At 39.9% G+C, this 21,586-nt stretch carries 19 protein-coding genes and 2 pseudogenes; 5 read left to right on the top strand and 16 right to left on the bottom strand.

Annotated elements, in window-relative coordinates; all coding sequences use genetic code 11:
* Positions 1-494: 494 nt before the first annotated feature.
* The 8 genes and pseudogenes from MKY54_RS14975 to MKY54_RS14940 form a co-directional block, all read right to left on the bottom strand.
* Positions 495-1,382, bottom strand: a complete 888-nt coding sequence (locus MKY54_RS14975; RefSeq protein ID WP_076134938.1) for an RsiV family protein — start codon at positions 1,380-1,382, stop codon at positions 495-497.
* A 1-nt stretch (position 1,383) separates the two neighbouring features.
* Positions 1,384-1,890: a sigma-70 family RNA polymerase sigma factor gene (locus MKY54_RS14970; RefSeq protein WP_076125785.1), complete on the bottom strand. Its 507-nt coding sequence runs from the start codon at positions 1,888-1,890 to the stop codon at positions 1,384-1,386.
* A gap of 90 nt (positions 1,891-1,980) precedes the next feature.
* A complete protein-coding gene (locus MKY54_RS14965; protein ID WP_339190992.1) occupies positions 1,981-3,846 on the bottom strand; it encodes an acyltransferase family protein in 1,866 nt (621 codons plus the stop codon).
* A 170-nt stretch (positions 3,847-4,016) separates the two neighbouring features.
* Complete coding sequence (locus MKY54_RS14960) at positions 4,017-5,087, bottom strand: stalk domain-containing protein (protein ID WP_339190989.1); 1,071 nt, start codon at positions 5,085-5,087, stop codon at positions 4,017-4,019.
* 72 nt (positions 5,088-5,159) lie between these two features.
* Positions 5,160-5,622, bottom strand: a pseudogene (locus tag MKY54_RS14955) (NUDIX hydrolase).
* Positions 5,623-5,658: 36 nt separating this feature from the next.
* Complete coding sequence (locus MKY54_RS14950) at positions 5,659-7,458, bottom strand: peptidase (protein WP_339190987.1); 1,800 nt, start codon at positions 7,456-7,458, stop codon at positions 5,659-5,661.
* A gap of 2 nt (positions 7,459-7,460) precedes the next feature.
* Positions 7,461-8,522: a MoxR family ATPase gene (locus tag MKY54_RS14945; protein ID WP_076190418.1), complete on the bottom strand. Its 1,062-nt coding sequence runs from the start codon at positions 8,520-8,522 to the stop codon at positions 7,461-7,463.
* Between the two features lie 128 nt (positions 8,523-8,650).
* Positions 8,651-9,139 carry a hypothetical protein gene (locus tag MKY54_RS14940; RefSeq protein ID WP_339174142.1) on the bottom strand — a complete coding sequence of 163 codons (489 nt, stop codon included), beginning with the start codon at positions 9,137-9,139 and terminating at the stop codon, positions 8,651-8,653.
* A 205-nt stretch (positions 9,140-9,344) separates the two neighbouring features.
* Here MKY54_RS14940 and MKY54_RS14935 point away from each other — a divergent pair, with 205 nt between their 5' ends.
* Positions 9,345-9,773 carry a MarR family transcriptional regulator gene (locus MKY54_RS14935; protein WP_036678010.1) on the top strand — a complete coding sequence of 143 codons (429 nt, stop codon included), beginning with the start codon at positions 9,345-9,347 and terminating at the stop codon, positions 9,771-9,773.
* A gap of 29 nt (positions 9,774-9,802) precedes the next feature.
* Positions 9,803-11,437: an MDR family MFS transporter gene (locus tag MKY54_RS14930; RefSeq protein WP_076184535.1), complete on the top strand. Its 1,635-nt coding sequence runs from the start codon at positions 9,803-9,805 to the stop codon at positions 11,435-11,437.
* Between the two features lie 90 nt (positions 11,438-11,527).
* On the opposite strand, the gene MKY54_RS14925 is transcribed toward MKY54_RS14930, so the two are convergent.
* Positions 11,528-12,079, bottom strand: coding sequence for a YdhK family protein (locus MKY54_RS14925; RefSeq protein ID WP_076184534.1), 552 nt, complete (start codon positions 12,077-12,079; stop codon positions 11,528-11,530).
* A gap of 223 nt (positions 12,080-12,302) precedes the next feature.
* Between MKY54_RS14925 and sleB the strand changes: the two genes are divergently transcribed.
* A complete protein-coding gene (gene sleB, locus MKY54_RS14920) occupies positions 12,303-12,896 on the top strand; it encodes a spore cortex-lytic enzyme (protein WP_248548334.1) in 594 nt (197 codons plus the stop codon).
* Positions 12,897-13,086: 190 nt separating this feature from the next.
* On the opposite strand, the gene MKY54_RS14915 is transcribed toward sleB, so the two are convergent.
* Positions 13,087-13,638, bottom strand: a complete 552-nt coding sequence (locus tag MKY54_RS14915) for a GNAT family N-acetyltransferase (protein WP_339190984.1) — start codon at positions 13,636-13,638, stop codon at positions 13,087-13,089.
* Positions 13,639-13,964: 326 nt separating this feature from the next.
* Between MKY54_RS14915 and MKY54_RS14910 the strand changes: the two are divergent.
* Positions 13,965-14,271 (top strand): annotated as a pseudogene (locus MKY54_RS14910) (DUF2935 domain-containing protein); the annotation flags it as partial.
* Between the two features lie 7 nt (positions 14,272-14,278).
* Entirely contained in the window at positions 14,279-14,431 is a 153-nt protein-coding gene (locus MKY54_RS14905; RefSeq protein WP_339191324.1) for a hypothetical protein, read from the top strand.
* A gap of 64 nt (positions 14,432-14,495) precedes the next feature.
* On the opposite strand, the gene MKY54_RS14900 is transcribed toward MKY54_RS14905, so the two are convergent.
* The 6 genes from MKY54_RS14900 to MKY54_RS14875 form a co-directional block, all read right to left on the bottom strand.
* Complete coding sequence (locus tag MKY54_RS14900; protein ID WP_076184530.1) at positions 14,496-14,762, bottom strand: CD3324 family protein; 267 nt, start codon at positions 14,760-14,762, stop codon at positions 14,496-14,498.
* Positions 14,763-14,949: 187 nt separating this feature from the next.
* On the bottom strand, positions 14,950-16,344 hold the full coding sequence (locus MKY54_RS14895) for a protoporphyrinogen oxidase (RefSeq protein WP_339190981.1): 1,395 nt from the start codon (positions 16,342-16,344) through the stop codon (positions 14,950-14,952).
* Positions 16,345-16,487: 143 nt separating this feature from the next.
* Positions 16,488-19,091 (bottom strand): FtsX-like permease family protein, encoded by a 2,604-nt coding sequence (locus tag MKY54_RS14890; RefSeq protein WP_339190977.1) that lies wholly within the window; start codon positions 19,089-19,091, stop codon positions 16,488-16,490.
* Positions 19,088-19,771: an ABC transporter ATP-binding protein gene (locus MKY54_RS14885; RefSeq protein WP_076125806.1), complete on the bottom strand. Its 684-nt coding sequence runs from the start codon at positions 19,769-19,771 to the stop codon at positions 19,088-19,090. The genes MKY54_RS14890 and MKY54_RS14885 overlap by 4 nt, the downstream gene beginning before the upstream one ends.
* Positions 19,772-19,866: 95 nt before the next feature.
* On the bottom strand, positions 19,867-20,868 hold the full coding sequence (locus MKY54_RS14880; RefSeq protein ID WP_339190974.1) for a HAMP domain-containing sensor histidine kinase: 1,002 nt from the start codon (positions 20,866-20,868) through the stop codon (positions 19,867-19,869).
* The gene (locus MKY54_RS14875) at positions 20,869-21,552 is read right to left on the bottom strand and encodes a response regulator transcription factor (RefSeq protein ID WP_076125811.1); all 684 of its coding nucleotides are present in this window, start codon (positions 21,550-21,552) and stop codon (positions 20,869-20,871) included.
* Positions 21,553-21,586: the final 34 nt, after the last annotated feature.

Here is a 21,586-nt window from a genome sequence, read left to right as displayed (position 1 = left end):
TTTTTCGTGCCAATAGCGACTATGCGGTCCGTTATGATTGCAAAAGTGCGATAATGCTGCGTTTAGGGTCAGCTGAGTCCGTTAGCTACTGCGTCACCCGTAAAATAATGAGAGCAAACGATGTTTGTGGCTTTGACGAAGAGTTTTGGTTAGACTATCGGACCCAGATGACCTTATTTCCGCTTATATCCCCTTTTGTGCAAAGTTTCGGACCCCAGTGCAGCTATTCGTTAGAAAAGTGTGCTTGGGGCGTGTTTTTCGTGCCAATAGCGACTATGCGGTCCGATAGAATTGCAAAAGTGCGATAATGCTGCGTTTAGGGTCAGCTGAGTCCGTTAGCTGCTGCGTCCCCCGTAAAATAATGACATCAAACGATGTTTGAGGCTTTGACGAAGAGTTTTGGCTAAACCTTCGGACCCAGATGATCTTATTTCCACTTTTATCACCTTTTGTGCAGAGTTTCGGACTCAGATCACGTTATTCCCAGAATTCTTTTATTGAATATACTTCTGACTGACCAAATCATCAGCAAGCACCGCGGTTGGTATCACAAATTCAACGGAGCCCATATAACCAGGTGCGACATCGTATTTGTTAAACACAATCACAAGCTTACCTTCGGTGTTGATATAAAAGCTCTGATCCTTCGTAATGGAGGTAAACTGATCCGTTGGCACATCATCGCCATACTCAGGGATCCAGTAAACTTTCTCAGAGTCTGCTTTCATTTGAGCAATCATCTGTTCTTTAATATTTTCACTGATGCGTTCAATGTATTGATCATCTTTAAATAGCATTGGCAATGTAATAAGGATCTGGTTCACTTTGTCTATCGTATCAAAAGTAACTTCCATTGAAGATGAACCAGCGGTTTCCTCAACATATCTGCCAATGGAGAAAATGCGCTCATTATCCGTTTTCACTTCATAACCTACATCCAGCCCCAAATGGCCCCCACCTTGTTCCTTCAACGCTTCGATCTCCGCTTGGAACTTTTCGTATAGTGCTTTATTCTCACTTAAATATTTGCTGTTCAATCCAAGCTCCAGTTCTTTGTTTTCCATATCGGTAACGGCTGGAACCTTGATATTAGCATCGTAGTTCTCTTCTTCTACAACGTATTCTTTAATAGTTAGTACTTTTATTATCCGATCAACGCCTGGAATGGAAGATAATGCACTAGCTACGGTTGTACTAGTGTTTATGGCTACTAGAAAAATAACTGCGGCCGCACCAACACTAGCCACCCACTTAGTTGTCGTGTGTTTTTTTCTATTGGCTTTAAGTGACTGCTTTATAGAGCGGTTTACAATCAAATCAAGTTCTTCCGGAATGGGAATATCGGTATACTCTTTATGTAATTCTTGTATTCTTTCGTCCATCTTACTTTATCTCCTTTAAGGCTTCATCATTCAGCTTCACCCGCAATAACTGAAGGGCCTGATACAGCCTTGTCTTTATTGTATTGGTGTTCTCGTTAAGAACTTCAGCCACTTCATTAATCTTCATATCCTCAAAATATCTAAGCACAATCACACTTCGGTATTTCGCCGGCAGCTCTTCCAGTGTTCTTTTCAAATCCATATCTGTATAGCTATCCTCAACAGCCGGACTATAGGTTTCTATTATCTCTGGCTCCATCGTCTGAACCTTCTTGTTTCTGCGCAAAAAGTCTAAGGAAGTATTCACGACAATCCTGTAAAACCAGCTTTTCACGGCATCGTGATCCTTTAGCAAATCCATTCGTGTCATCGCTTTATAAATAGAATCCTGCACAATGTCGAGGGCATCCTCTTTGTTTTTCACATAACTGTAAGCAAGCCGGTATACATTTTCTTTGTTTTCTTTGATACATCGCGTCAATATTTTCTCGGTTTTCCTATTCAACATGGTCGATTATCCTTCTCTGTTTGTGATCTGGTGTTGTAACAGGAGTAAGACGTTTGGTGAGTATAAAAAAGTTTGGAGATTCCAAATAAATTATTTATTTTCTTTTTCCAAAGCTTTAATTAGAATTGATGCATAATACTTGGCACCCTCACGTTTCAAATGAACACCATCTTTGTAGAAGTAGTCGTCTTTTCCTTCACTAGCTGAGTACCAGTCTACTATGGTCGTATTCCTGAATTCACTGGAAACTTTTGAAAGGGTGGAATTCACAGTCTGCTCCCACTTTCTCGGCACACGTGTATTGACCAAAATAATCTGCTCCGCATCGCTTAACGAGTTTAGTAGTTTACGTAATTGCTTGGTGTTAAAAGCTCCATTCGTCCCCAGCTCTATGATCATCCGCTTCCCTAACCGTCCTTGTGCTCTAAGCTGATCAATTACCTCCTGTGCCTGCATCATCTGTCTGCCGACCTTTCCATCGATGACAATACCAGGGAGACTTTCTACCAAAAATGGTGCTGCATCCAAAATGACAGAATCGCCAATGGCCGTAATATTCTTTCCGGTTTGATTTTTCTCGGTTACCGCTATGTTTCCTTCTGGTTCAAATTGTTGCTCTTCAGTGTCAGGTTTTTGCTTCTCAACATCAGTCGTATCTTTTTCTACGGGTGGTGCCAATAAATTGTGATCTATTGGATCTTGCGCTGTTCTCTCTTGCTGTACATTCTGCTTATCTGCAACTTCGATTGTAGGTGTGTCAGATTCAGCATTGGATAAATATCCATTGCAGGCAATCGGAATAAGAACCAAAAAGATCATGGTCATAAGAAAGACTGGGCGGTAGCTGCGGCGTTGTTTTGCACTCCAATTGTTCCAAATGTTTCTTAATGATCCACGCCGGAGCGGCTCCTCCACATATTTGTATGATAAGGCTGCCAGTAGAAAACTTCCTGCTAACTGAAGGATAATTCGAAGCACGCCGCTCTCATCTGGATTCCCATTAGGGCTGGTAAGAATAATTACGGGATAATGCCAAAGATATAAGCTATATGAACGTACACCTATCCATCGCATAGGTTTCCAACCCATTTTCCGTCCAAGAGAACTGGCAGGATGAGCAAGCACAGCAATCACTACTGCAGTAATGATAGAGATGATCAAAAATCCACCCCGATATAGTGATTCATCAAACTCGTTAACCCGGTAAACTAACACCATTAATACCAGCAGTCCCAGAGCACCAATGATATCAAACATATAACGAGATCTTTCTGTGACTGTATTTTTAAGTTTCTGACTAGGCCATGCAACGGCAAGCGCCGCTCCAATTAGAAGTGCAAATATGCGAGTATCTGTTCCATAATAGACCCTGCTTGGATCTGTGCCCGGTACATAGAACATAGCCATGGCTAAAGCTGATACAGCAGCACAAGCCAGAATCCAGGCGATAAGTTTACTTCGACGAGGTATGATCTTTAGTCCTAATACGAGCAGCAGCGGCCATAGAATATAAAACTGTTCTTCAATAGAAAGTGACCATAAATGTCCGATCGGTGAAGGAGGTCCAAAGCTTTCAAAGTACGAAACATCATGAAATATTAACCACCAGTTATTAACGTAAAATAGTGATGACATGAAATCTCCTGTCAGCCCATTTAATCTCGTGGGATCTATGATTAAGAGCCATATGGTGACAACGATCAGCATGACTATCGTCGCCGGCAGCAACCTCCGTGCTCTACGTATCCAAAAGTCCAGAAGGTCCAATCTTCGATGACGCTCCCATTGGTTAATGATTTGGTCTGTGATGAGATAACCCGAGATCACAAAAAAGATTCCCACTCCCAGCAGTCCACCCCCAGCCCATTTCAAATTCAAATGATAGGCTATGACAGCGAGTACGGAAAAAGCTCTTAGTCCATCAATACCAGGCATATAACGCTTGTTGTCATTCATTCTGTTTCAGTCCTTACCCTTAATTTGTTGTTCATAGGCAGGACGCAGGAGCAGCTCAAAAAGTTCTTTAAACTGGCTAATCTGTTATCAAAAGTAAAAAACACCCGCGCAAGAATTACCCTGCTGGATGTTTTTAATAATTCTAACTACTTTTACAAACTTCTAAATGGTTATTTCTGAACTTCAACCTGTAGAATTTCTGATACGAATTGAACAGGTACATAGGTTTTGTTATCTTGCAGAACAGGTGCGGCACCTAAAGCTTTAGGAGTCATTTTTGCGAAGAAGTATGAATCTTTGTTAAGCGTAACACTTGTCCACTGCGCTCCTTTCATCAACTCAGCGGTTTTGGTAGACTGATTCCATTTCAATTCATAGTTTAGTTGACTGGCCACATCACGAAGCGATACCATGAGCACGCCTTTCTTATTCGTGAAAGTAGCTACTTTTTTCAAATCTAGCTTAGTTGTATCCGTTGAACTATGATTTAAGCTGAACCGAAACTCTGGTGAACCTACATAACCTGGTGCAATGCTGTATTTAGGGAATACGATTACTAAGTCACCTTTATCGATATAGAACGACTGCTCAGTTGAAGTTCCTGTGTACTCTTCTAAGAAATACTTATCTGAATCCTTTTTAATCTCTGCCAGAATGTCTGCATCGAGCTTCTCTTTGTAGTTAGCGCCCAGTAGATCCGTTAGTGCAACAGGTTCTGCCTCAGCTATATTTTTCACATTATAAGTATCGATCCGCGGCATGCTTGTTCCACCTTCAGAACCTTCAGTAGTAACAGTCAAGGAGATAACGCCTGCTGGAGAACCTGTTCCATCTGATTTCAGATCATAAGTAATGTAAAGAGTATAAGGATGAAATTCCATTTGATCAGCTTGTGCTTTTTTGCCCATTTCTGCGGCGTCTTTCTCCCACTGTGCCAGATCCTTTTCAGCATGAGAGAGGATAATATCGTTCAGTTCATCTTGATAATGAGTATCCAGCATTCCTGTTAGCTGTGGTACTTTTAAATCTGCAATCAGGTATTTACTTGTTGTGTTAAGTACTTTTTCTTGTACTTTAATGCCAGCAAGGGCTGGTGTCTTGGACGGTAAAGCCGCAGAAGCATTAGCTGTTACTTGTGTGGAAACCATAGCATGAACCGGTAAAGAAGCTGCACTCACTCCCATAATGGCTACACATCCAACTGCACTCATTTTAAATAGATTTTTTGTTCTTTTGTTCATATCTCGTCATCCTCCATCTCTATTTATAAGTGCCTTCCGATGACACTCATTAGCTAGGACGCAGGAGGACCTCTAAAAAGTTTGCTGGTTTTCTAATTTAAATATGATTTTTTCAACTTCTGTACCCCGTAACTCTACGTAAAAAGGCTGCACCTTATCATTTAGACAATACTCCAGCCGCAGTCTGAGGTTTTTCCATGTGACCATTTCCAATGCTTGTTCTATCGGGAAAAACCCAACTTCTAAGCTCTCGGAACTAGTAGCAGGTTCGCCGCCGATGGCTTTCCCTAGAAATAGGTTAGTACAAATAGATCGATCAACATTTTGAAAAACTCCGCAGAACTTATTAATCTCTATATCAATGCCCGATTCTTCTTTGGCTTCCCTGATTGCTGCTTCGATAAGGGACTCCTCCTCTTCAACCTGTCCGCCTGGCATCTCCCATCCTCTACGTGGACCCTTTTATTAATAAGATTTCTTCTTGATCATTGAATACAACTGTAGCTGCTGAAAGAATATGTTTGGGGGGATTCATATCCATTGTTACCTCGCTCTAAATTTATTCTAAGCCCTAATTAATTCTGAATACAGGTCCTTTGGGTGAGAAAGGCAAGTCATTTCCCTTGGGCAAGATATAAGCATGGTCTCTTTTAATGGTCAGCTTGTCACAATAACCATCTGTAATAATTAGAAGTGGTCCTTTTTTCGGAAAATCCTCAGCTTGTTGAATCAAATCAATAGCTGGTTGTAAGATCGTTCCCCCTCTTCCCTTCACTTGTACCCGATCCGCGATAGCCTCCGGGGGCATGTAACCTGCATCATAAGGACAAGCATCACAAAAGATAATCCGTGCAAAAGGAACATCACGAGCCTGCGCATAACTTGAAATGGCTCCTAATGCTTTGGCCAGAAGCTTTTTATCCATTGAGCCTGAGGTATCTAAAATAACTCCAAAAGTACGGCCATCATCTGCAGCACCGCTATGAACCCACTGTGGTCGAGGGATATCAGGTGTAGAAGATTGACGTCTGCTAATTCGTGAATAAGATCTGGTCTTCTCAAGCGGTGAAAAATAATGATCAAACCACCGAGCAAGCTCTACATCCCATTTAATAGGTGGCTGGCCTAGCGCTCTAATCTCTTCAACTAGGCCTGATGGCAAAAGACCGCGGCTTTGCTCTTCATGATACATCAGTCCTTGTTGCATAGCATTTTTACAGAAATCATCTAACGTCTGTCCTTCTCTCGCATCCCAAAAACTTGATGAACCGTTATCTAAAATGTCACCAAGTCCATTCCCTCTCAAGGTCGCCAGTTTCTTATAAGTGCGGATATCTCCGACCATACGATCATAAATCGTTTCAGCAGATAAACCTTTAAGCTCAGGATCTAATAAGAGTCCAATTCGCGGATACTCCCCTACACTCATTTCTACTAGCCATAGATTTATTACGTAGTCACAAGCCACATTCCAAAGATAATGATCCCGGCCAAGACATCGCTCGTGATGCTGAAGCCCCGCGTGCAGAAGCTCATGCGCCATCACGAAAATACACTCCTCATCGTTTAGTCCGGCTGCAGGGTTCATAAATATTTTGCGCTCAATAACGTCAATGGCAGCTATGGAAATATCAAATCGCCGACATATCGCTGAATCTTCTATAATCTCAAAGCCGGCGGCAAGCGCACCTAATAAAGGATATCTGTCCATAAACCATCGTTTTGCACGTTGTGGAGCGGTTAATGAAAGTGCAGGGTCACTAATAGTATTAGCATGGCCTCCAGCAACACTTACTGCATTCGTCACAGCATTAGATAACCCATAAGCAAAATAGGCTTCCCAATCCGGTGCTTTTCCCCAGTATCTTTTGGTGGTTTCTCTAACATTCATATCCAGTTTTGAAACACCCGCAGTCCCAAAATATCTGGAGGTGTCCGGAATTCCTTTTATCATAAACTGCTCGTAAAGCTGTTGTTCATCTTTAATTGTAAGATCAATTCGCGACTCCATATCTGCGGGTACTTTCCCAAGCTTCAAGTCATTTAAAAACTTTGCTATGTACACATCACATGCAACGTTCCACGCCACTTGATTCTCTTTAATCTTTAAATGTCCAAGACCTAAATGAAGAAAACAATGTGCCAAAACGTACATCCATTCAGCAACCTCGCCACGCCTTTTAGGATGAGTGTAAATATAACCGTTATTAGTGACAATTGCCCAGCCGTCTTCAGGATAGGGACTATTTTCATTATGAATAATCGAAGCTCGAACAGATAACGGCGCAAAAATAGGATGATCCGCGATTAACGAACATGCTTCATTAAAATTTTTCAAAGCGGGATTATCTGGAGTTGTTTTTTTAGCCATATTTACCCCCGCTCTTTTATTGCAAGACGTGGTAAATCACGTACAATTTCAACCATTAACCAATCTGGAATATTATCACTTTGCTCCTGCTTAGCAACTACTAGCTGTGCAATTTCGAAGCTAATGACGGACAAGTCTTTAATCAGCTTTTTAACAGTGTGTGCAAATTGGCGATGTCCATCTCGTACGTTATCTTTAATCGGAGGGAGTTCTTTGATAATCTGGGCACGCAAGGATTGCGCCAGGAAATACAGGAGATCCCGATCTTCTGGAGCCGTTGGAAATGAGGATTTACCATCTATAATTTGATTAAGTTCATATTTTCCAGTTAGATTTTTATAAAAAGCCCTGAATTGTGTGGCGTGAGCAGGTGTCAGTGAACCATTCGCTAAAATCCCCACGGTATCCGCATTTATATCATCGCCAAACTCATGTAGTGCATCACTAAGCATATGCCAAGAGCGTGGCGTGGAGAAAGGCTCTTCAGTCTTTGGAGGTGCACTCCACAAATGATCGGGACGCAATTCCAGATATTCAATAACCATAGGATGAATGTTATGCTCATATGCCCAAGAGATCCAATTTTGAAACGATACATTTAACTGTATATGGAACATCCGATTGATAAGCGCGGAGGACATAGGTTTAACAATTGCACTATCTTGTGCACGGTTACCAGCTCCTATTACTATAGAGCCCTCAGGTAGGTGATAATCGCCTATGCGGCGTTCGTGGATGAGACTATAAAAAGCTTTTTGCACTTCTTGAGAACAGGCATTAAGCTCGTCCAGGAACAAACAATAAGGTTCATCCCGAGCAATCATTTTTGGAGGACAGAATTGGCTCTTACCGTTAACGATTTGCGGGACTCCAATGATGTCTTCAGGTGCTAATTGAGAACCTAATAGAGACACACAAGGAAGACCCACCTGATCAGCAAAAGCTTCTACTAGCGAAGATTTCCCAATACCAGGCGCCCCCCAGATAAAAACAGGCCGAATCACAGAAACGTTTAGAAGTACTTGCATAAGTTGAATAGGTGTTACAGGAGTTGCTAGATTCAAATAAATGCTCCTTTTTTAATGAAATGATAATAACGATAACTATACACAGTATAACAAATAATTCATTAGCTCAGGAACGAACTTCAACAACAGATGAATAACCCCACATCCTAGTCGAGGGTTACTATTTATTTCAGGGGAGGTTGTTGCGCAGATTTTAATAATTTCCCACCGTCATAATGTTTCCCATATTTTTTCACTATTTCTTTAATTTCATTATCTTCAGGAATTGAGTTTGAGATTTTCCATGTTAAAAAGTAAGCCTGTACTTTCCCGCCATAAAAAACCCATGAAAAAAATCTCATAGCAAATTTATGTGCACCTTTTTTCCTGAAATTATTCATGGAGCTTCCTTTTTTCCACACCGTTATAGTCTGCCCGACACCTCCCTGAAGTTGTCCAGAGAGCTCAGCATATAGGAGATTTTCATTTTTCTGAAGTTGCTTCTTAACGAAATTATTAATAGTTCCATTAATCATAATTCTGAATATATTGAAATTTTCTCCTCGTGTTACTGAGATAATCGCCGTTTGGGGTAACTCTACAGCTCTATCGCCTAAAGTGAACTTTGCACCGTACTTATTGTTTGGATCTTGATGCTTAACCCATTCTCTCAATATAAACTCCCCCGATCCTTTCCCTATATATATTATCAACCCACTCTATTTCATTCGAAAAAACAAACCTTTTCTTGACGAGATATAAAAAAGGATGATATATTGTTTCACGCTTTAATAATTAAGTAGTTAATCATTTAGTTGTTATCTAAAATTTAATGGAATTACTTATTCCGCCCTATTTCATAACTTTAGGAGGCGTGATTTGGCTAATAATGAAGATTTTCTTCAGATATCTACTATGTTCAAATCCTTTTTAAAAGGAATCTCTCAAGATTGGAACAAACAAGACTACCCCCTAAATATTACACAGTTCAAAACCCTCAGGACTTTATCTAAGAACGGTCCACAAAACGTATCACAGATTGCTGCAGCTCTTGGTATTACCTCAGCAGCAATTACAGGCGTAACAGACCAATTAATCGCTGAAGATTACGTAAATAAGGAACGCGCCAAGGATGATCGAAGAGTGGTACACATCACCATTACGCAGAAAGGAGAAGCAACGATTAAAGAGGTGCAGGAACGCCATCAAGAACTTATGGAATCTTACTTTAAGATACTGCCCGATGAAGATATTGAGCATTTAAGAAGAATTTTCGCAGTTATAATTTCTGATTTAGACAAGAGATAAAATTTAAAAAGTGGCGGGGAAACAATCGAATGGAACATTTATCCAGCAAACGAAAACTTAGTATTATGATAGCTATTATGGCTGCAATGCTGTTCGCAGCGATTAATCAGACAATTACAAGTACTGCTATGCCGCGTATAATCGCAATTCTTGATGGCATGGATTACTATACTTGGACTATTAACATTTATTTATTAACATCAACAATAGCGACCGTTCTTGTCGGTAAGTTATCTGATATGTTCGGACGTAAACCCTTTCTATTAGCAGGTATTCTATTATTTATGGTTGGGGCTTTTCTGACAGGAACATCTTCCGATGTTTATCAATTTATCATTTATCGTGGGATTCAAGGGGTAGGTGCAGGTATTATTCAATCCACCGCATTTACTGCCGTAGGTGACTTATTCCCTCCGCGTGAACGTGGTAAATGGATGGGGTTGATGATGGCCGTATTCGGTTTCTCCAGTGTGCTTGGACCAACGCTTGGAGGCTTTTTGATTGACAATATGGATTGGCATTGGCTGTTCTGGATCTTCCTACCGCTAGGTGTAGTAGCCTTCGTCATGATTCTTACCTTATTTCCTAAAGGCAAACGCGGGGAGTCAACCAGCATCGACTATTTAGGTTCCTTGCTAATGACAACCACCATCGTGCCTCTACTGCTTGCCTTCACCTGGGCAGGTACAGAATATGATTGGGGTTCTTCGCAAATTCTCGGCCTGTTGGCGGGAACTGTCGTTTCGGCACTTCTCTTTATTTTTGTCGAATCCAAAGCTAAAAATCCAATCCTTCCGCTTCATCTATTTAAGAATAGTGTAGTTACCATATCTAATATTATTGGTTTTATTATGAACTTCGGTATGATGGGAGCTATGATCTATCTTTCCTTCTTCGTACAAGGTGTTCTGGGGATCTCCGCGACATATGCAGGGTATGTTACTATGCCAATGTCGATCGTTATGGTTGTAGCCAGTGCCCTTACCGGACAAAAGATGGCGAAAAAAGGGAAGTATAAACGTTACGCATTAATTGGAATACCCATTATGATTGCTGGTATGACAATTATGGTATTTATGAATAATGTACCGATGGCTGTCCTAAGTATGATTGTGTTTGGTCTTGGGTTGGGATTGGGGATGCCAGTATTCTCACTAGCTACTCAAAATGCGGTTTCACACACCGAACTGGGTGTAGTAACGGCCTCCTCACAATTATTCCGTAATTTAGGCGGTACGATCGGTATCGCAGTCATGGGTACCGTTATGTCCAATAGTCTTACCAAAAACTTGAAGGAAGCTCTGCAATCGTCATCAGCACCGGATTTCACACAGATTGATCCAAAACTTGCTGAGCAAATGCTCTCCTTCGCTAATCCACAGGCATTAATGAACAAACCATTGCTTGAACAGACTCAAGCTAGTCTGCCAGCCGATGTGCAGCCTGTCTTCTTACAAATGATTGAGGGTATCCGTGACGCTTTAGGACAGACATTGTCATCCGTGTTCTTAACCGGGACCATTGTGCTTGTTGTAGCTTTCGTGCTTGTCTTCTTCCTGAAGGAGCTTCCACTTCGTACTTCTAACCAAATGCCAGTTCCTGAAGAAGCTGAACAGGACCCGTCAAACATGAAATCTTCAAAACTTGCAGTGGATAAAGCCTAACCGCAAATTACTTTGAAACTGACTATAAAACAACAAAACTGCAACGTACTCATGCGTAACTGAGTAAGTTGCAGTTTTTGTGTTGATCTATTATTTTACAGGTGAAAGCTCATCTTCTGTTACCCACTTATGATTTTTCACTTCATCTCCACCCGTAGTAGGTTTGTAATTAATCATATAGACAGTGGTTTTTTCTGCTGAGTTAATCTGAGCCGTTGCACCCTTCATATCCTTCATATGATCAGATTCCATAATGACCTCTGAGCCTGGTTGATAGGATATATCCTCTGCTTCTTTTATTTCTTCATGAATAATCCACTTATGATTGGTGACCGGCTGACCTCCTGTAGTAGGTCTATAGGAAACATTATATGCTGTCGTCTCATAAGCTCCCACAATTGTCGCAATGGCTCCCTTCATCCCTTCCATATGGTCAGTTTGGATCACAGCTTCACTTCCTTCTTTGTAAGTAGGATTCTCCGCTACCCTCAGATCTTTTGGAACTTCACCTGAACTTGAATGTGAGTTATGTTCCATTTGTGTATCGTTAGAAGACATCTGATTGCCATAGCTATTGTCATTACTACAAGCACTTAAGCTGAAAGCAGCTGCGACGACTAGTAGAAATAATTGCTTTTTCATATAAAAGACCTCCGAAATTTTATCTGCCTATAAGTATTATTTTACCCATTTCAGAAAATCACAAACGGAACTAAGGATTCACAGTTTGTAAAACAGTAATTTATTTTCCATTAAATGAGTATTGTCTCAATGCTTAAACTATATTTATAATGTTTTCTGAAAGGAGGCTGCTATAATGAAGACTAAAATATTCACTTTGTTGCTTCTTTTGGGTCTGGTGAGCATGGCTACTATGATCGGTTCTGCTAATGCAGCTCCGGTATTAACCATAGGAAGTTCTTCAGGAGATGTATGGGATCTACAATATAGATTAAAAACCCTTGATTTCTATACTGAGCCCTTAGATGGGGTATACGGATCACAGACGAAAGCAGCGGTTGCTAAATTTCAAAAGGCCTATGGCATAAGCGCTGATGGGATTTCGGGGACAAAAACTTGGAATATTTTAAAAAAACACACGCTTAATATTAATGAAATGGATATTTTGGCTAAAGTTATCTACAGTGAGTCTCGCGGTGAGCCTTATGTTGGACAAGTTGCAGTGGGTGCAGTAGTCATGAATCGTATACAATCTAGTCAATTTCCTGACAATATCAAAGAAGTTGTATTCCAAAAAGGAGCTTTCACAGCCGTATCTGACGGCCAGTATTGGCTTACACCAAATCAGACAGCTTATTTAGCTGCTCTTGATGCTGTTCGAGGTTGGGACCCGACAAACCATTCAATCTATTATTTCAATCCCGATACAGCAACTAGTGCATGGATTTGGTCACGTCCGCAAAACTTAAAAATTGGTAAGCATATATTTGCAAGTTAAACGCATCAAATAGCTAAGATCAACAAAAGCCGATCTAACTACGATAGTTAGATCGGCTTTTATTATTAAACCTATTCGGTTGTGTTAGCATCCATTCCAAGCACTAAAGCCACCAAATATTGCAGTGAATTGTACTTATAAGCTTTTGCTTTTAGGAATGAATTCTTAAACATAACTTCGAAATCCCCTTTTATGGATTCGATAATTTTGTTTGGTTATTGAATGTAAAAATCATCTTTAATTCATCATCATATGACTTCCCGCATTCCTCTAAATAACTATCACCAGTGTATTCTTTTAAAGTTTTCCTCCAAAAATGCTGTGCTCTCCTATTTGTATCCGTGGGATTCGTTTGCAGCTCCCAGTTACCCAAATGAAGCTTAAAGACTTCCTTAGCCGCATATTCAGCGATCCCCTTACCACGGAAGGGCCGTAGAATAAAAAATTCATTCAAATAGAATTCACAAGCAGACGGTGTGTATGGTGGTGTAGCAACTAATGCAAACCCTACTGGAATATCATTTTCTTTTATTAAATAAGGATACAAAATGCCAGCTTTCTCCCACCAAATGTCGAAGACTTTATTCTGTTCCTGCAGTGACTGTGTCTCGTCCTCCTCGAATATCCCATATCGATTAGGAATCGTCCCCCATATTTCTGATAGATCGTGTAAGTATAGTGGGTAAAGGTTGTTAATAATAAACTTCGAGGCACTGTCAGTTAAGGTAATTGTGAAATTCATGTCGTACCCTCCTTACCTTCTGTTCGAATTCCTGAATATATTTATGGAGATCACTCAAATATTATGGTTACTGGAACAAGCTTAATCTCCATCATACCTCCACAATTTCTTGTCTATTGTCACTTCTTTTTTAGTATAATTACGACCTCGCTCTAGTTATATGCCATATTCGATTAGAATTAATTTTTATATAATGTCACCATTTATATTTGATAATTAAGTTAAGCGTACCTACTGTACTTCTATATACTCGTCTTAACTTTTGCGGATATAGTACAAACCTCACGCATATTATAATTGTATGAAAATGGGGGGTGTACTCAGATATGCCGGATCCTTTTGTTTCGAGACCTCTAGATGAAATAAGATTCTGGTCACGAATCATCAAAGAACACTCTTTTTTTCTTAAACCTTGGGTTTCGTTGTGAAGACACGCAACTAATTAATGAAGCAAACCATTTCTATGCCACATTCGAAGCCATAGAGAATAAATCACTCGGATTTACTGTGGATTCTGATCCAGCAGTAATATGGAAGTTTAATGAGGAAGTTCATAGTGCAGCTTCACATATCTGGGCGTTTAAAAGGAAAATACTAGGTCTAATTCTACAATGTAAGCTTCCAGGCGGAACGAAAAGCAATGACAATGATGAAAGAAGCACTATACAAAACAAAAGTTTCTAGTACAGCTATTAATGCGGCAAATAAAAAGATGGATGAAGGCGTGAAGTATGAAGGACAGTTCGTAGATGGGATCAATAAATATCGGAAAAAGTATGGTATTTCAGATTAAATTATTATTAAATTCCAAAAACCACGTCAGAGTTTCCTCTAACGTGGTTTTTTTGGATGATAAGCTATTTTTTTGAATAAATGATTTTCTTAATACTATCCCTAGATAGGCAATATTCATCTGAAAGCTGGTCAACCGTTGCACCCACAGCAAACCTTAGACAGATTTCGATGTTTCTAGATCTTAAGTATTTTCTGCTCCCTGACTTTTCGCCCCATTTTACATGTGATTCTTCAGGCTTAGGGATATAAACCATACCCCCGTTGATATATTTCTGAATTTCCTCTAATAATTCTTTTGGGAAAATCGTATCTGCATTTACATATTTCATAATCGCTCTGCTCCTTAAACTTTTTATGAGTTTGAAGGTAGCAAAGTCTATTCTTTAAACAACCCATGCACACTGCACTAGCGGTAAAATCAATTTTTCGCTCTATACAAACAACCGCCGTTGTTTATAAGTCTAGACTTTGCATAGAGCTGATCGCTAATCTTCTCACGATTGTACACCCTCCTTTTTAATGTGTAATTACTTGTTCCAAAATACGCTCTGCTGTTTTTTCTCCATTCGCAATACAATCTGGAATGCCTACACCATAATAGGAGCATCCAGCAAGGATAACATTAGGATACCTGTCTGTCATCTTCTTCTCTAAGGATACTACAATTTGATGATGAAGTTTATGGTAATTTGGCATTACATCATGCCATTTGGTCACATCGTAGGTAGCTGGCTGTCCTGTTATCCCGAGACTGGTCTGTATATCTTTCAAAGCCACCTTCAATAGTTCCTCTTCAGATAGCTTGATCAACGAATCATAATGAGGGTTTGAGCTTTTATAAAAGAGTCTGACAAGCAGACGCTGTTGTCCTGACGTATGCTCCCACTTGCGACTTGTCCACGTACACGCATTACATAGAACATCATCGCTGTTGGCAGTGATGAACCCTGTGCCATTCGCAGGCAGCTGACTGTCGGGGATATCAAATCCTAAATATACACTAATCATAGAACTATTATATAACTGATTGAAATCTTCATTTAGTTCTTCGTCTTGAAGTAGCGCTTGTGCAGTAGAATGCATCGTTCCAAGTACGACAACATCGGAGTCTATGATTCGTCCATCTGCCAAAGTTACCTGGTACTGCTCTCCATGCTTCTCAATTCTTTCGGCACGAATCCCTTTGATGATCTCCGAATTAGAAAGATGTTCTTCCATAGAGTCGATCAAGGCAGATACACCTCCCTTGAATGACATGAACTTCTTATCACCATTCCCTTGAAATTTGGCTTTATTTGCGGATAAGCCTTGAATAATACTGCCGTATTCATTCTTATAATCAATCAAATAAGGCAGCGTTGAGGCTATTGTAAGTTCGCTTAGCTTCCCGGAATATACACCTGAAAGAACCGGTGAAATTTGCTTCTCGACAAGTTCTTTTCCAAAGAATGCTTCTAGAAAATCACCCACGGAATCGTTTTTCGTAAACTTATTATTGGGAGTGTAGAAATCTTTGAGTGCTTCAACCTTTCCTTCAGCTGAGATCAGTTCTGTTGTAGCAAGCGACTCCATACTGAGCGGAATGCCAAAGACTGCATCTTTAGGAATTTGCTTCAGTTTACCTTCTGTATAAATAAAGGATATTCCTGTCGCGTTATATACAACCTCATTTTGTATACCCAACTCTTCAATCAGAGGTGCAACATTCGTTTTGCGAGTGACAATAGAATCTGCCCCAGACTCCATAATGAAGTCTTCTTGTTTTAGTGTTCTGATTTTGCCGCCCAGTCTATCGCTGGCTTCAACCAAAATGATTTTTACATCTAGCTTGTTATGCTCTATAGATTTCTGTAAATAGTAAGCGGTAGACAATCCAGTAATTCCCCCGCCAATCACGACAACTGTTCTCAATTCGTTGACACCTACCTCGTGGTTATAATCTGTTCAATTCAATTGTGTACATTATATCATAGGAATTTATAAGAATTTACATACCAACGTGTCAGATATGACACAAAAAAGCCGCGTTAAACGCGGCAATGATGGGCTAAGAGTTATATATTTTCCTGTTTCAATGCATCGATAATGTTCTCTTTTTTCACTTTTGAGCTTGAATATAACATGGCTGCACCAACGATGATAAACACTGCCAATATGACACACAAGATACTCATCCACGGAAGTGTGAATCCATAAGAGAAGCTGCTCATCATTGATCTATAGATCAAGTACATAATAACTATACTAATCGGAAGCCCATATAGTAGTGACTTTATTCCATAAAAAACACTTTCGTAATTAATCATTTTATTAAAACCGTTTGGCGTCATGCCCACAGACTTCAGCATCGCAAACTCTCTTTTACGAAGAGATATGCTGGTTGATATCGTATTAAAAATATTCGCAATTGATATTAAAGTAATCAAAGCAATAAAACCATAGGTGAAAATAGACATTAACATGATCATCTGCTCACTATTTTGTCTATTTTGATACACATTTTGAACATAGATATTCCGCTCTTTCATTTCCTCTATGGCTTGTTGTGTTGCTAATGGGTTTGTGCTATTCAAGTTAAGCCGGCTTTGAATATCTTTGCTCATCGCATCATTTGTTAGTTTATCGAAGACTTGTTCAGAGACGATGATGTTTATTCCACCAACCATTGCTGAATGTACTCCCATTGGACGTTTATCAGTTAAAGCGACAATTTTTACTGGTGATAAATCCGTCTCTTTTTTGGTATCCCAATCCGTATAAATAAGCTCAAGCTTTTGGCCGACTTCAGAGTGAAAAGCTTTGGTCTCAACAATTTTTTTAGCTTTCTCATCCTCAAAGGTAACCGTATCATTCACAATAGCAGTCATCTGATCAAGCTTCGTTAGTTGTTCATAATTTATACCGACCGTTTCTGCATAGGTTTTCAAACTCTGTTCATTTAGTGCATAGATCTGAATATAGTAAGGATATTTCCCGTTCTTTAGAACACTCTTATCCGCCTGCACAATCTCTTGCAATTCTTTTGCCATATTTTTCTCATCAATCCATGAACTCACACTGAGTTCCTTAGTCACATTATATTCCGTTATATTAGGTAATTTGGATATCGAGTTCGTCAACCGGTCCACTTTTTGAGCGTCCTCAGTCCCCATATATACTTGGATATCATAGTTCAAACCATCCTGTGAGAGTTCTACCGATCTTCTCATATTAGAAGTGAACGCTGATACAGATAAAAATAAAACAATACTAATGACAAGTGAGAACACGGTTGCTTGGTACCTGCGTTTATTTCTCTTTAAATTCTTCAAACCAATTTCTGCTTCAATACCAAACAATCTGCGCACGAACTTGGATGTTTTCACCGCTTTACCTGAGAGCTTAACATCGGTTGTTTGTCTGATCGCATCAATTGCCGAGATCTTTGAAGCCTTTCTGGCTGGAAGATAGGTGGATATAAAAATTGTCAGTATTGAAACTAAACAAGCGGTTAGTAGAGACAGAGGTGTAACAATCAACATTAATCTCTCAGTTATCCCTAATACATCTTTAATCATCGAATTGATAAACATAAAAGTGATCCCGATGCCTGCTATACCGCAAATGATCCCAATTGGAATACTAATTAAACCGATAATCATTCCTTCAAAAAACACTGAATTCTGCTTTTGCCACTTTGTAGCCCCTACACTGGAGAGCATCCCTAAATGACGTGCACGCTCCGAGACAGAGATTGCAAAAGCATTATAGATTAAAGAAACGGAACCAATGATAATCACAACCATAATAATTACTGACAATAAAAGAAGTGTGTTACGTAAGCCATCGTTATTCGTCACACCATAATAGCGGAGCAGACTATTATTATAAGAGATCGACTCGATCTTATTTTCTTTTGCCAATTCCTCTGCATGCTTGTATATGGAGCTGTCCACCTTTTTTAATACAACCGTCGCTGTGGTTTTTTCAGCTGCTCCAATCATGCTTTCATCCACATAACTTATGGCAGTATAACCCGGAGACCATGTTGGTTCCCAAGTAGGACGTTTTATCACTCCCACAATCGTATAGTTCATTGATTTTTTATGAATAATCTTTTCAAGCAGGGTATCCTCTTCAGTCCGTAATCGTTCATTCTGAGATAGGGGTTGGCCACTATTTTCATCATCGCTAGTGACACGTTCACCCACATCAAGCGTTAAAGTTTCACCAATCTTGTAAGAGACTTTTGCATTCTTTGCAATCTCCTCAGAAATGACTACTTCGTGGTTTTTCTTCGGGAGTCTACCTTCCAGCAGTTCAATCGGGAATTGTTTAAAACCAGCTGCATTATATTCCTTGATATACCAATAGGGTTTATTCTCATTCTTCCCACCCTCTAAAGGGGCGTAGCCACGATCGTTGGAGATCACTAGGGCTTTTGTCGCATCATCTGTTTCTATCGCTTTGAGCTGAGCTTTAGTAACATTTCTATATTGGACATGCCATTCTCCATTTGTAGAGATACTTTGCTTCTTCATTAATTCCATAAAAGAAAAACCTAACGTCGCCACAGCCGTTACCATAGCTACTGAAATGATAACTCCAATGATAGTTACCAATGTTCTTCGCTTATTCTGTTTCAAATGTCTTATAGTTAATTTGTTTACGATATTCACGGACGAATCACCTCATCTTTAGCGATCCTTCCATCTTCAATAGTAATAACCCGATCTGCTTGCAAGGCAATACGTTCATCGTGAGTAATCACAATCAGTGTTTGATTATACGTTTTATTAAACATTTTTAATAATTCAATAATTTCACTGCTATTCTTGCTGTCAAGATTACCAGTTGGCTCATCTGCCAGCATAATTGCAGGGTTACTAATTAATGCTCTGCCTATGGATACCCGCTGCTGCTGTCCGCCTGATAGCTGATTCGGCAGATGGTTTAAACGATTTTCCAAATTTAACGCCTTCACGGTATCTGCAAATTGCTTCTTATCCACTTTATGCTGATCGAGCAGCAACGGAAGTGTGATATTCTCTTCAACCGTCAGCACCGGTATGAGATTATAGAACTGATAAATAAGACCAATTTGTCTGCGTCTAAAGATCGCCAGCTGTGTTTCATTCAAATCATAAATATCCGTGTTATCTACAAATACTTTACCACTTGTCGGTCTATCCACCCCACCTAATAAATGCAGAATCGTTGATTTTCCTGAGCCGGATGGTCCAATAATCGCTACGAATTCACCTTTTTTAATTGAAAAAGATACATCATCCAGAGCCTTTACTGCGGTCTCGCCTTTACCATATGTTTTAGACAGATGTTCAATCTTTAAAATATCCATTGTTAGACCCCCATTTGTTGATGAGATCAGTATATCTGTCTACAATGACTCTTCAGTGACTCTTAAGTGACATTCTAGTCACTAAGCCATAAGTGTTAAATCACTTGCTTGTAAAATTTGATCCGAAATTGTGTCCCCTTTCCTACTTCACTCACCACATCAATCGTGCCGTTTTGTTCAGTGATAATACTTTGCGCCAAGGCAAGTCCGATTCCAACGCTGTCTTCGTTTGCATTTGTACCCTTGTAGAATCGTTTGAAAATATAGGGGATCTCTGCCTTAGGAATTCCTTTGCCATTATCAGTAATGACAATTTCCGTGAACAGCGTGTTTTCTGCAAAAGAAATCGTAATCTCTCCCCCAGCAGGTGTATGCTCTACACAGTTTTTCAGAATATTAATCATCGCCTCAGTTGTCCAATTGTAATCGCCTATGAATGAGGTAGCGTCTTCACCTTCGATTAGGATCCGTTGCTCCTTTATATCCATTGGAATCAGTATGGGCTCCATAGATTTCTGAACAAGCTTCTTTACTTTTATTGAATCTTTTTTAAATTGAATGGTTCCGGCATCGATCTTTGAGAACTTTAATAATGAAGAAACCAGCCAGCCAATCCGATCGAGCTGAAGGCTGATTTTCCGCGTAAATTCTATTCTTTTCTCAACGTCCAGATCAGGATCACTTAATAAATCTGCCATCACGGTCATGGAGGTAAGTGGTGTTTTGAGCTGATGGGAGATGTCGGAGATCGCATTGGTAAGCTTTATTTTATCCTCTTGCAAAAGCAAACGCTGCTCCGATAACATCAACGTCACCTTATAAATATCATTTTTCAGGATACTAAGCTCGCCTTCCTGATTATCACGAACATCGAGCGAATAATTACCGCTGCTAATTTGACGTAGATACCCTGAAAGCTTCTCAATTTCGCGGTATCTCCAGCGGGTAAATAATAAACAACAACCTATAAGCAGAACTGAAGTTACCGCCGTGATCCCCATCGCTGCTGATGAAATAAATGCCGTTCCTATAATCGCCAGAAGGCTGATCGTAGACATCGTTAGTAATAACCATCTAAATTCTCTGTTTCGTAACATCTAATCACCAACCTTATACCCTAAACCGCGTACTGTTTTGATCAATGTGGGTTCTTGCGGGTTATCCTCTAACTTTTCCCTTAAGCGTTTAATATACACAGACAATGTATTATCATTTACAAATTCTCCGGCGACATCCCAAATCCGCTCTAACAACTGATTTCTGGAAAGGACTTGTCCCACATGATTAGCAAATATCAGAAGCAGACGATATTCTAATGCTGTTAGCAGAACTTCATCGCCGTTCTTATAAACTTTTCCTTCAAGCGTATTAATCCGTATATTCTCTAGTTCAAAATTAGATGGAGTTTGAGCCTGCTTGTTATATCTCCTTAACACCGATTTAATGCGTGATAACAGCTCGCGAATCCGAAATGGCTTAGTTATGTAATCGTCTGCTCCCATATCAAGTCCCATCACTACATTAACTTCGTCATCAATCGCAGTTAAAAAGATGACCGGAATATCGCTCCGCTCCTTCACGATCTTACACAGATCATATCCGCTGCCATCCGGTAGAGAGAGATCAAAAATGCAAAGTGTTACTTCAGATAACCGCTCCGCCAACACCCTCCTAGCAGAGGTTGCATCATAACATAAAATAGTTTCAAAATGATCCTGCTGCAAGGAATATTCAAGTCCTGAAGCAATCGTTCTATCGTCCTCTACGAGCAATATTCTCATAATGTTCATCCTAACCTAATAATTTGCGAAACCG

The sequence above is a fragment of the Paenibacillus sp. FSL P2-0121 genome (assembly GCF_037975345.1).
GTDB lineage: Bacteria > Bacillota > Bacilli > Paenibacillales > Paenibacillaceae > Paenibacillus_AQ > Paenibacillus_AQ odorifer.
Note: the sequence above shows the minus strand (reverse complement) of the source record. Positions and strands in the feature narration are given on the sequence as shown.

What these genes read in the sequence shown, in the direction of transcription:
- MKY54_RS14975 (WP_076134938.1), bottom strand. Translation starts at nt 1,382, where the DNA reads ATGGACGAAAGAATACAAGAATTACATAAAGAGTATACCGATATTCCC.
- MKY54_RS14970 (WP_076125785.1), bottom strand. Translation starts at nt 1,890, where the DNA reads ATGTTGAATAGGAAAACCGAGAAAATATTGACGCGATGTATCAAAGAA.
- MKY54_RS14965 (WP_339190992.1), bottom strand. Translation starts at nt 3,846, where the DNA reads ATGAATGACAACAAGCGTTATATGCCTGGTATTGATGGACTAAGAGCT.
- MKY54_RS14960 (WP_339190989.1), bottom strand. Translation starts at nt 5,087, where the DNA reads ATGAACAAAAGAACAAAAAATCTATTTAAAATGAGTGCAGTTGGATGT.
- MKY54_RS14950 (WP_339190987.1), bottom strand. Translation starts at nt 7,458, where the DNA reads ATGGCTAAAAAAACAACTCCAGATAATCCCGCTTTGAAAAATTTTAAT.
- MKY54_RS14930 (WP_076184535.1), top strand. Translation starts at nt 9,803, where the DNA reads ATGGAACATTTATCCAGCAAACGAAAACTTAGTATTATGATAGCTATT.
- MKY54_RS14925 (WP_076184534.1), bottom strand. Translation starts at nt 12,079, where the DNA reads ATGAAAAAGCAATTATTTCTACTAGTCGTCGCAGCTGCTTTCAGCTTA.
- sleB (WP_248548334.1), top strand. Translation starts at nt 12,303, where the DNA reads ATGGCTACTATGATCGGTTCTGCTAATGCAGCTCCGGTATTAACCATA.
- MKY54_RS14915 (WP_339190984.1), bottom strand. Translation starts at nt 13,638, where the DNA reads ATGAATTTCACAATTACCTTAACTGACAGTGCCTCGAAGTTTATTATT.
- MKY54_RS14905 (WP_339191324.1), top strand. Translation starts at nt 14,279, where the DNA reads ATGACAATGATGAAAGAAGCACTATACAAAACAAAAGTTTCTAGTACA.
- MKY54_RS14900 (WP_076184530.1), bottom strand. Translation starts at nt 14,762, where the DNA reads ATGAAATATGTAAATGCAGATACGATTTTCCCAAAAGAATTATTAGAG.
- MKY54_RS14885 (WP_076125806.1), bottom strand. Translation starts at nt 19,771, where the DNA reads ATGGATATTTTAAAGATTGAACATCTGTCTAAAACATATGGTAAAGGC.
- MKY54_RS14880 (WP_339190974.1), bottom strand. Translation starts at nt 20,868, where the DNA reads ATGTTACGAAACAGAGAATTTAGATGGTTATTACTAACGATGTCTACG.
- MKY54_RS14875 (WP_076125811.1), bottom strand. Translation starts at nt 21,552, where the DNA reads ATGAGAATATTGCTCGTAGAGGACGATAGAACGATTGCTTCAGGACTT.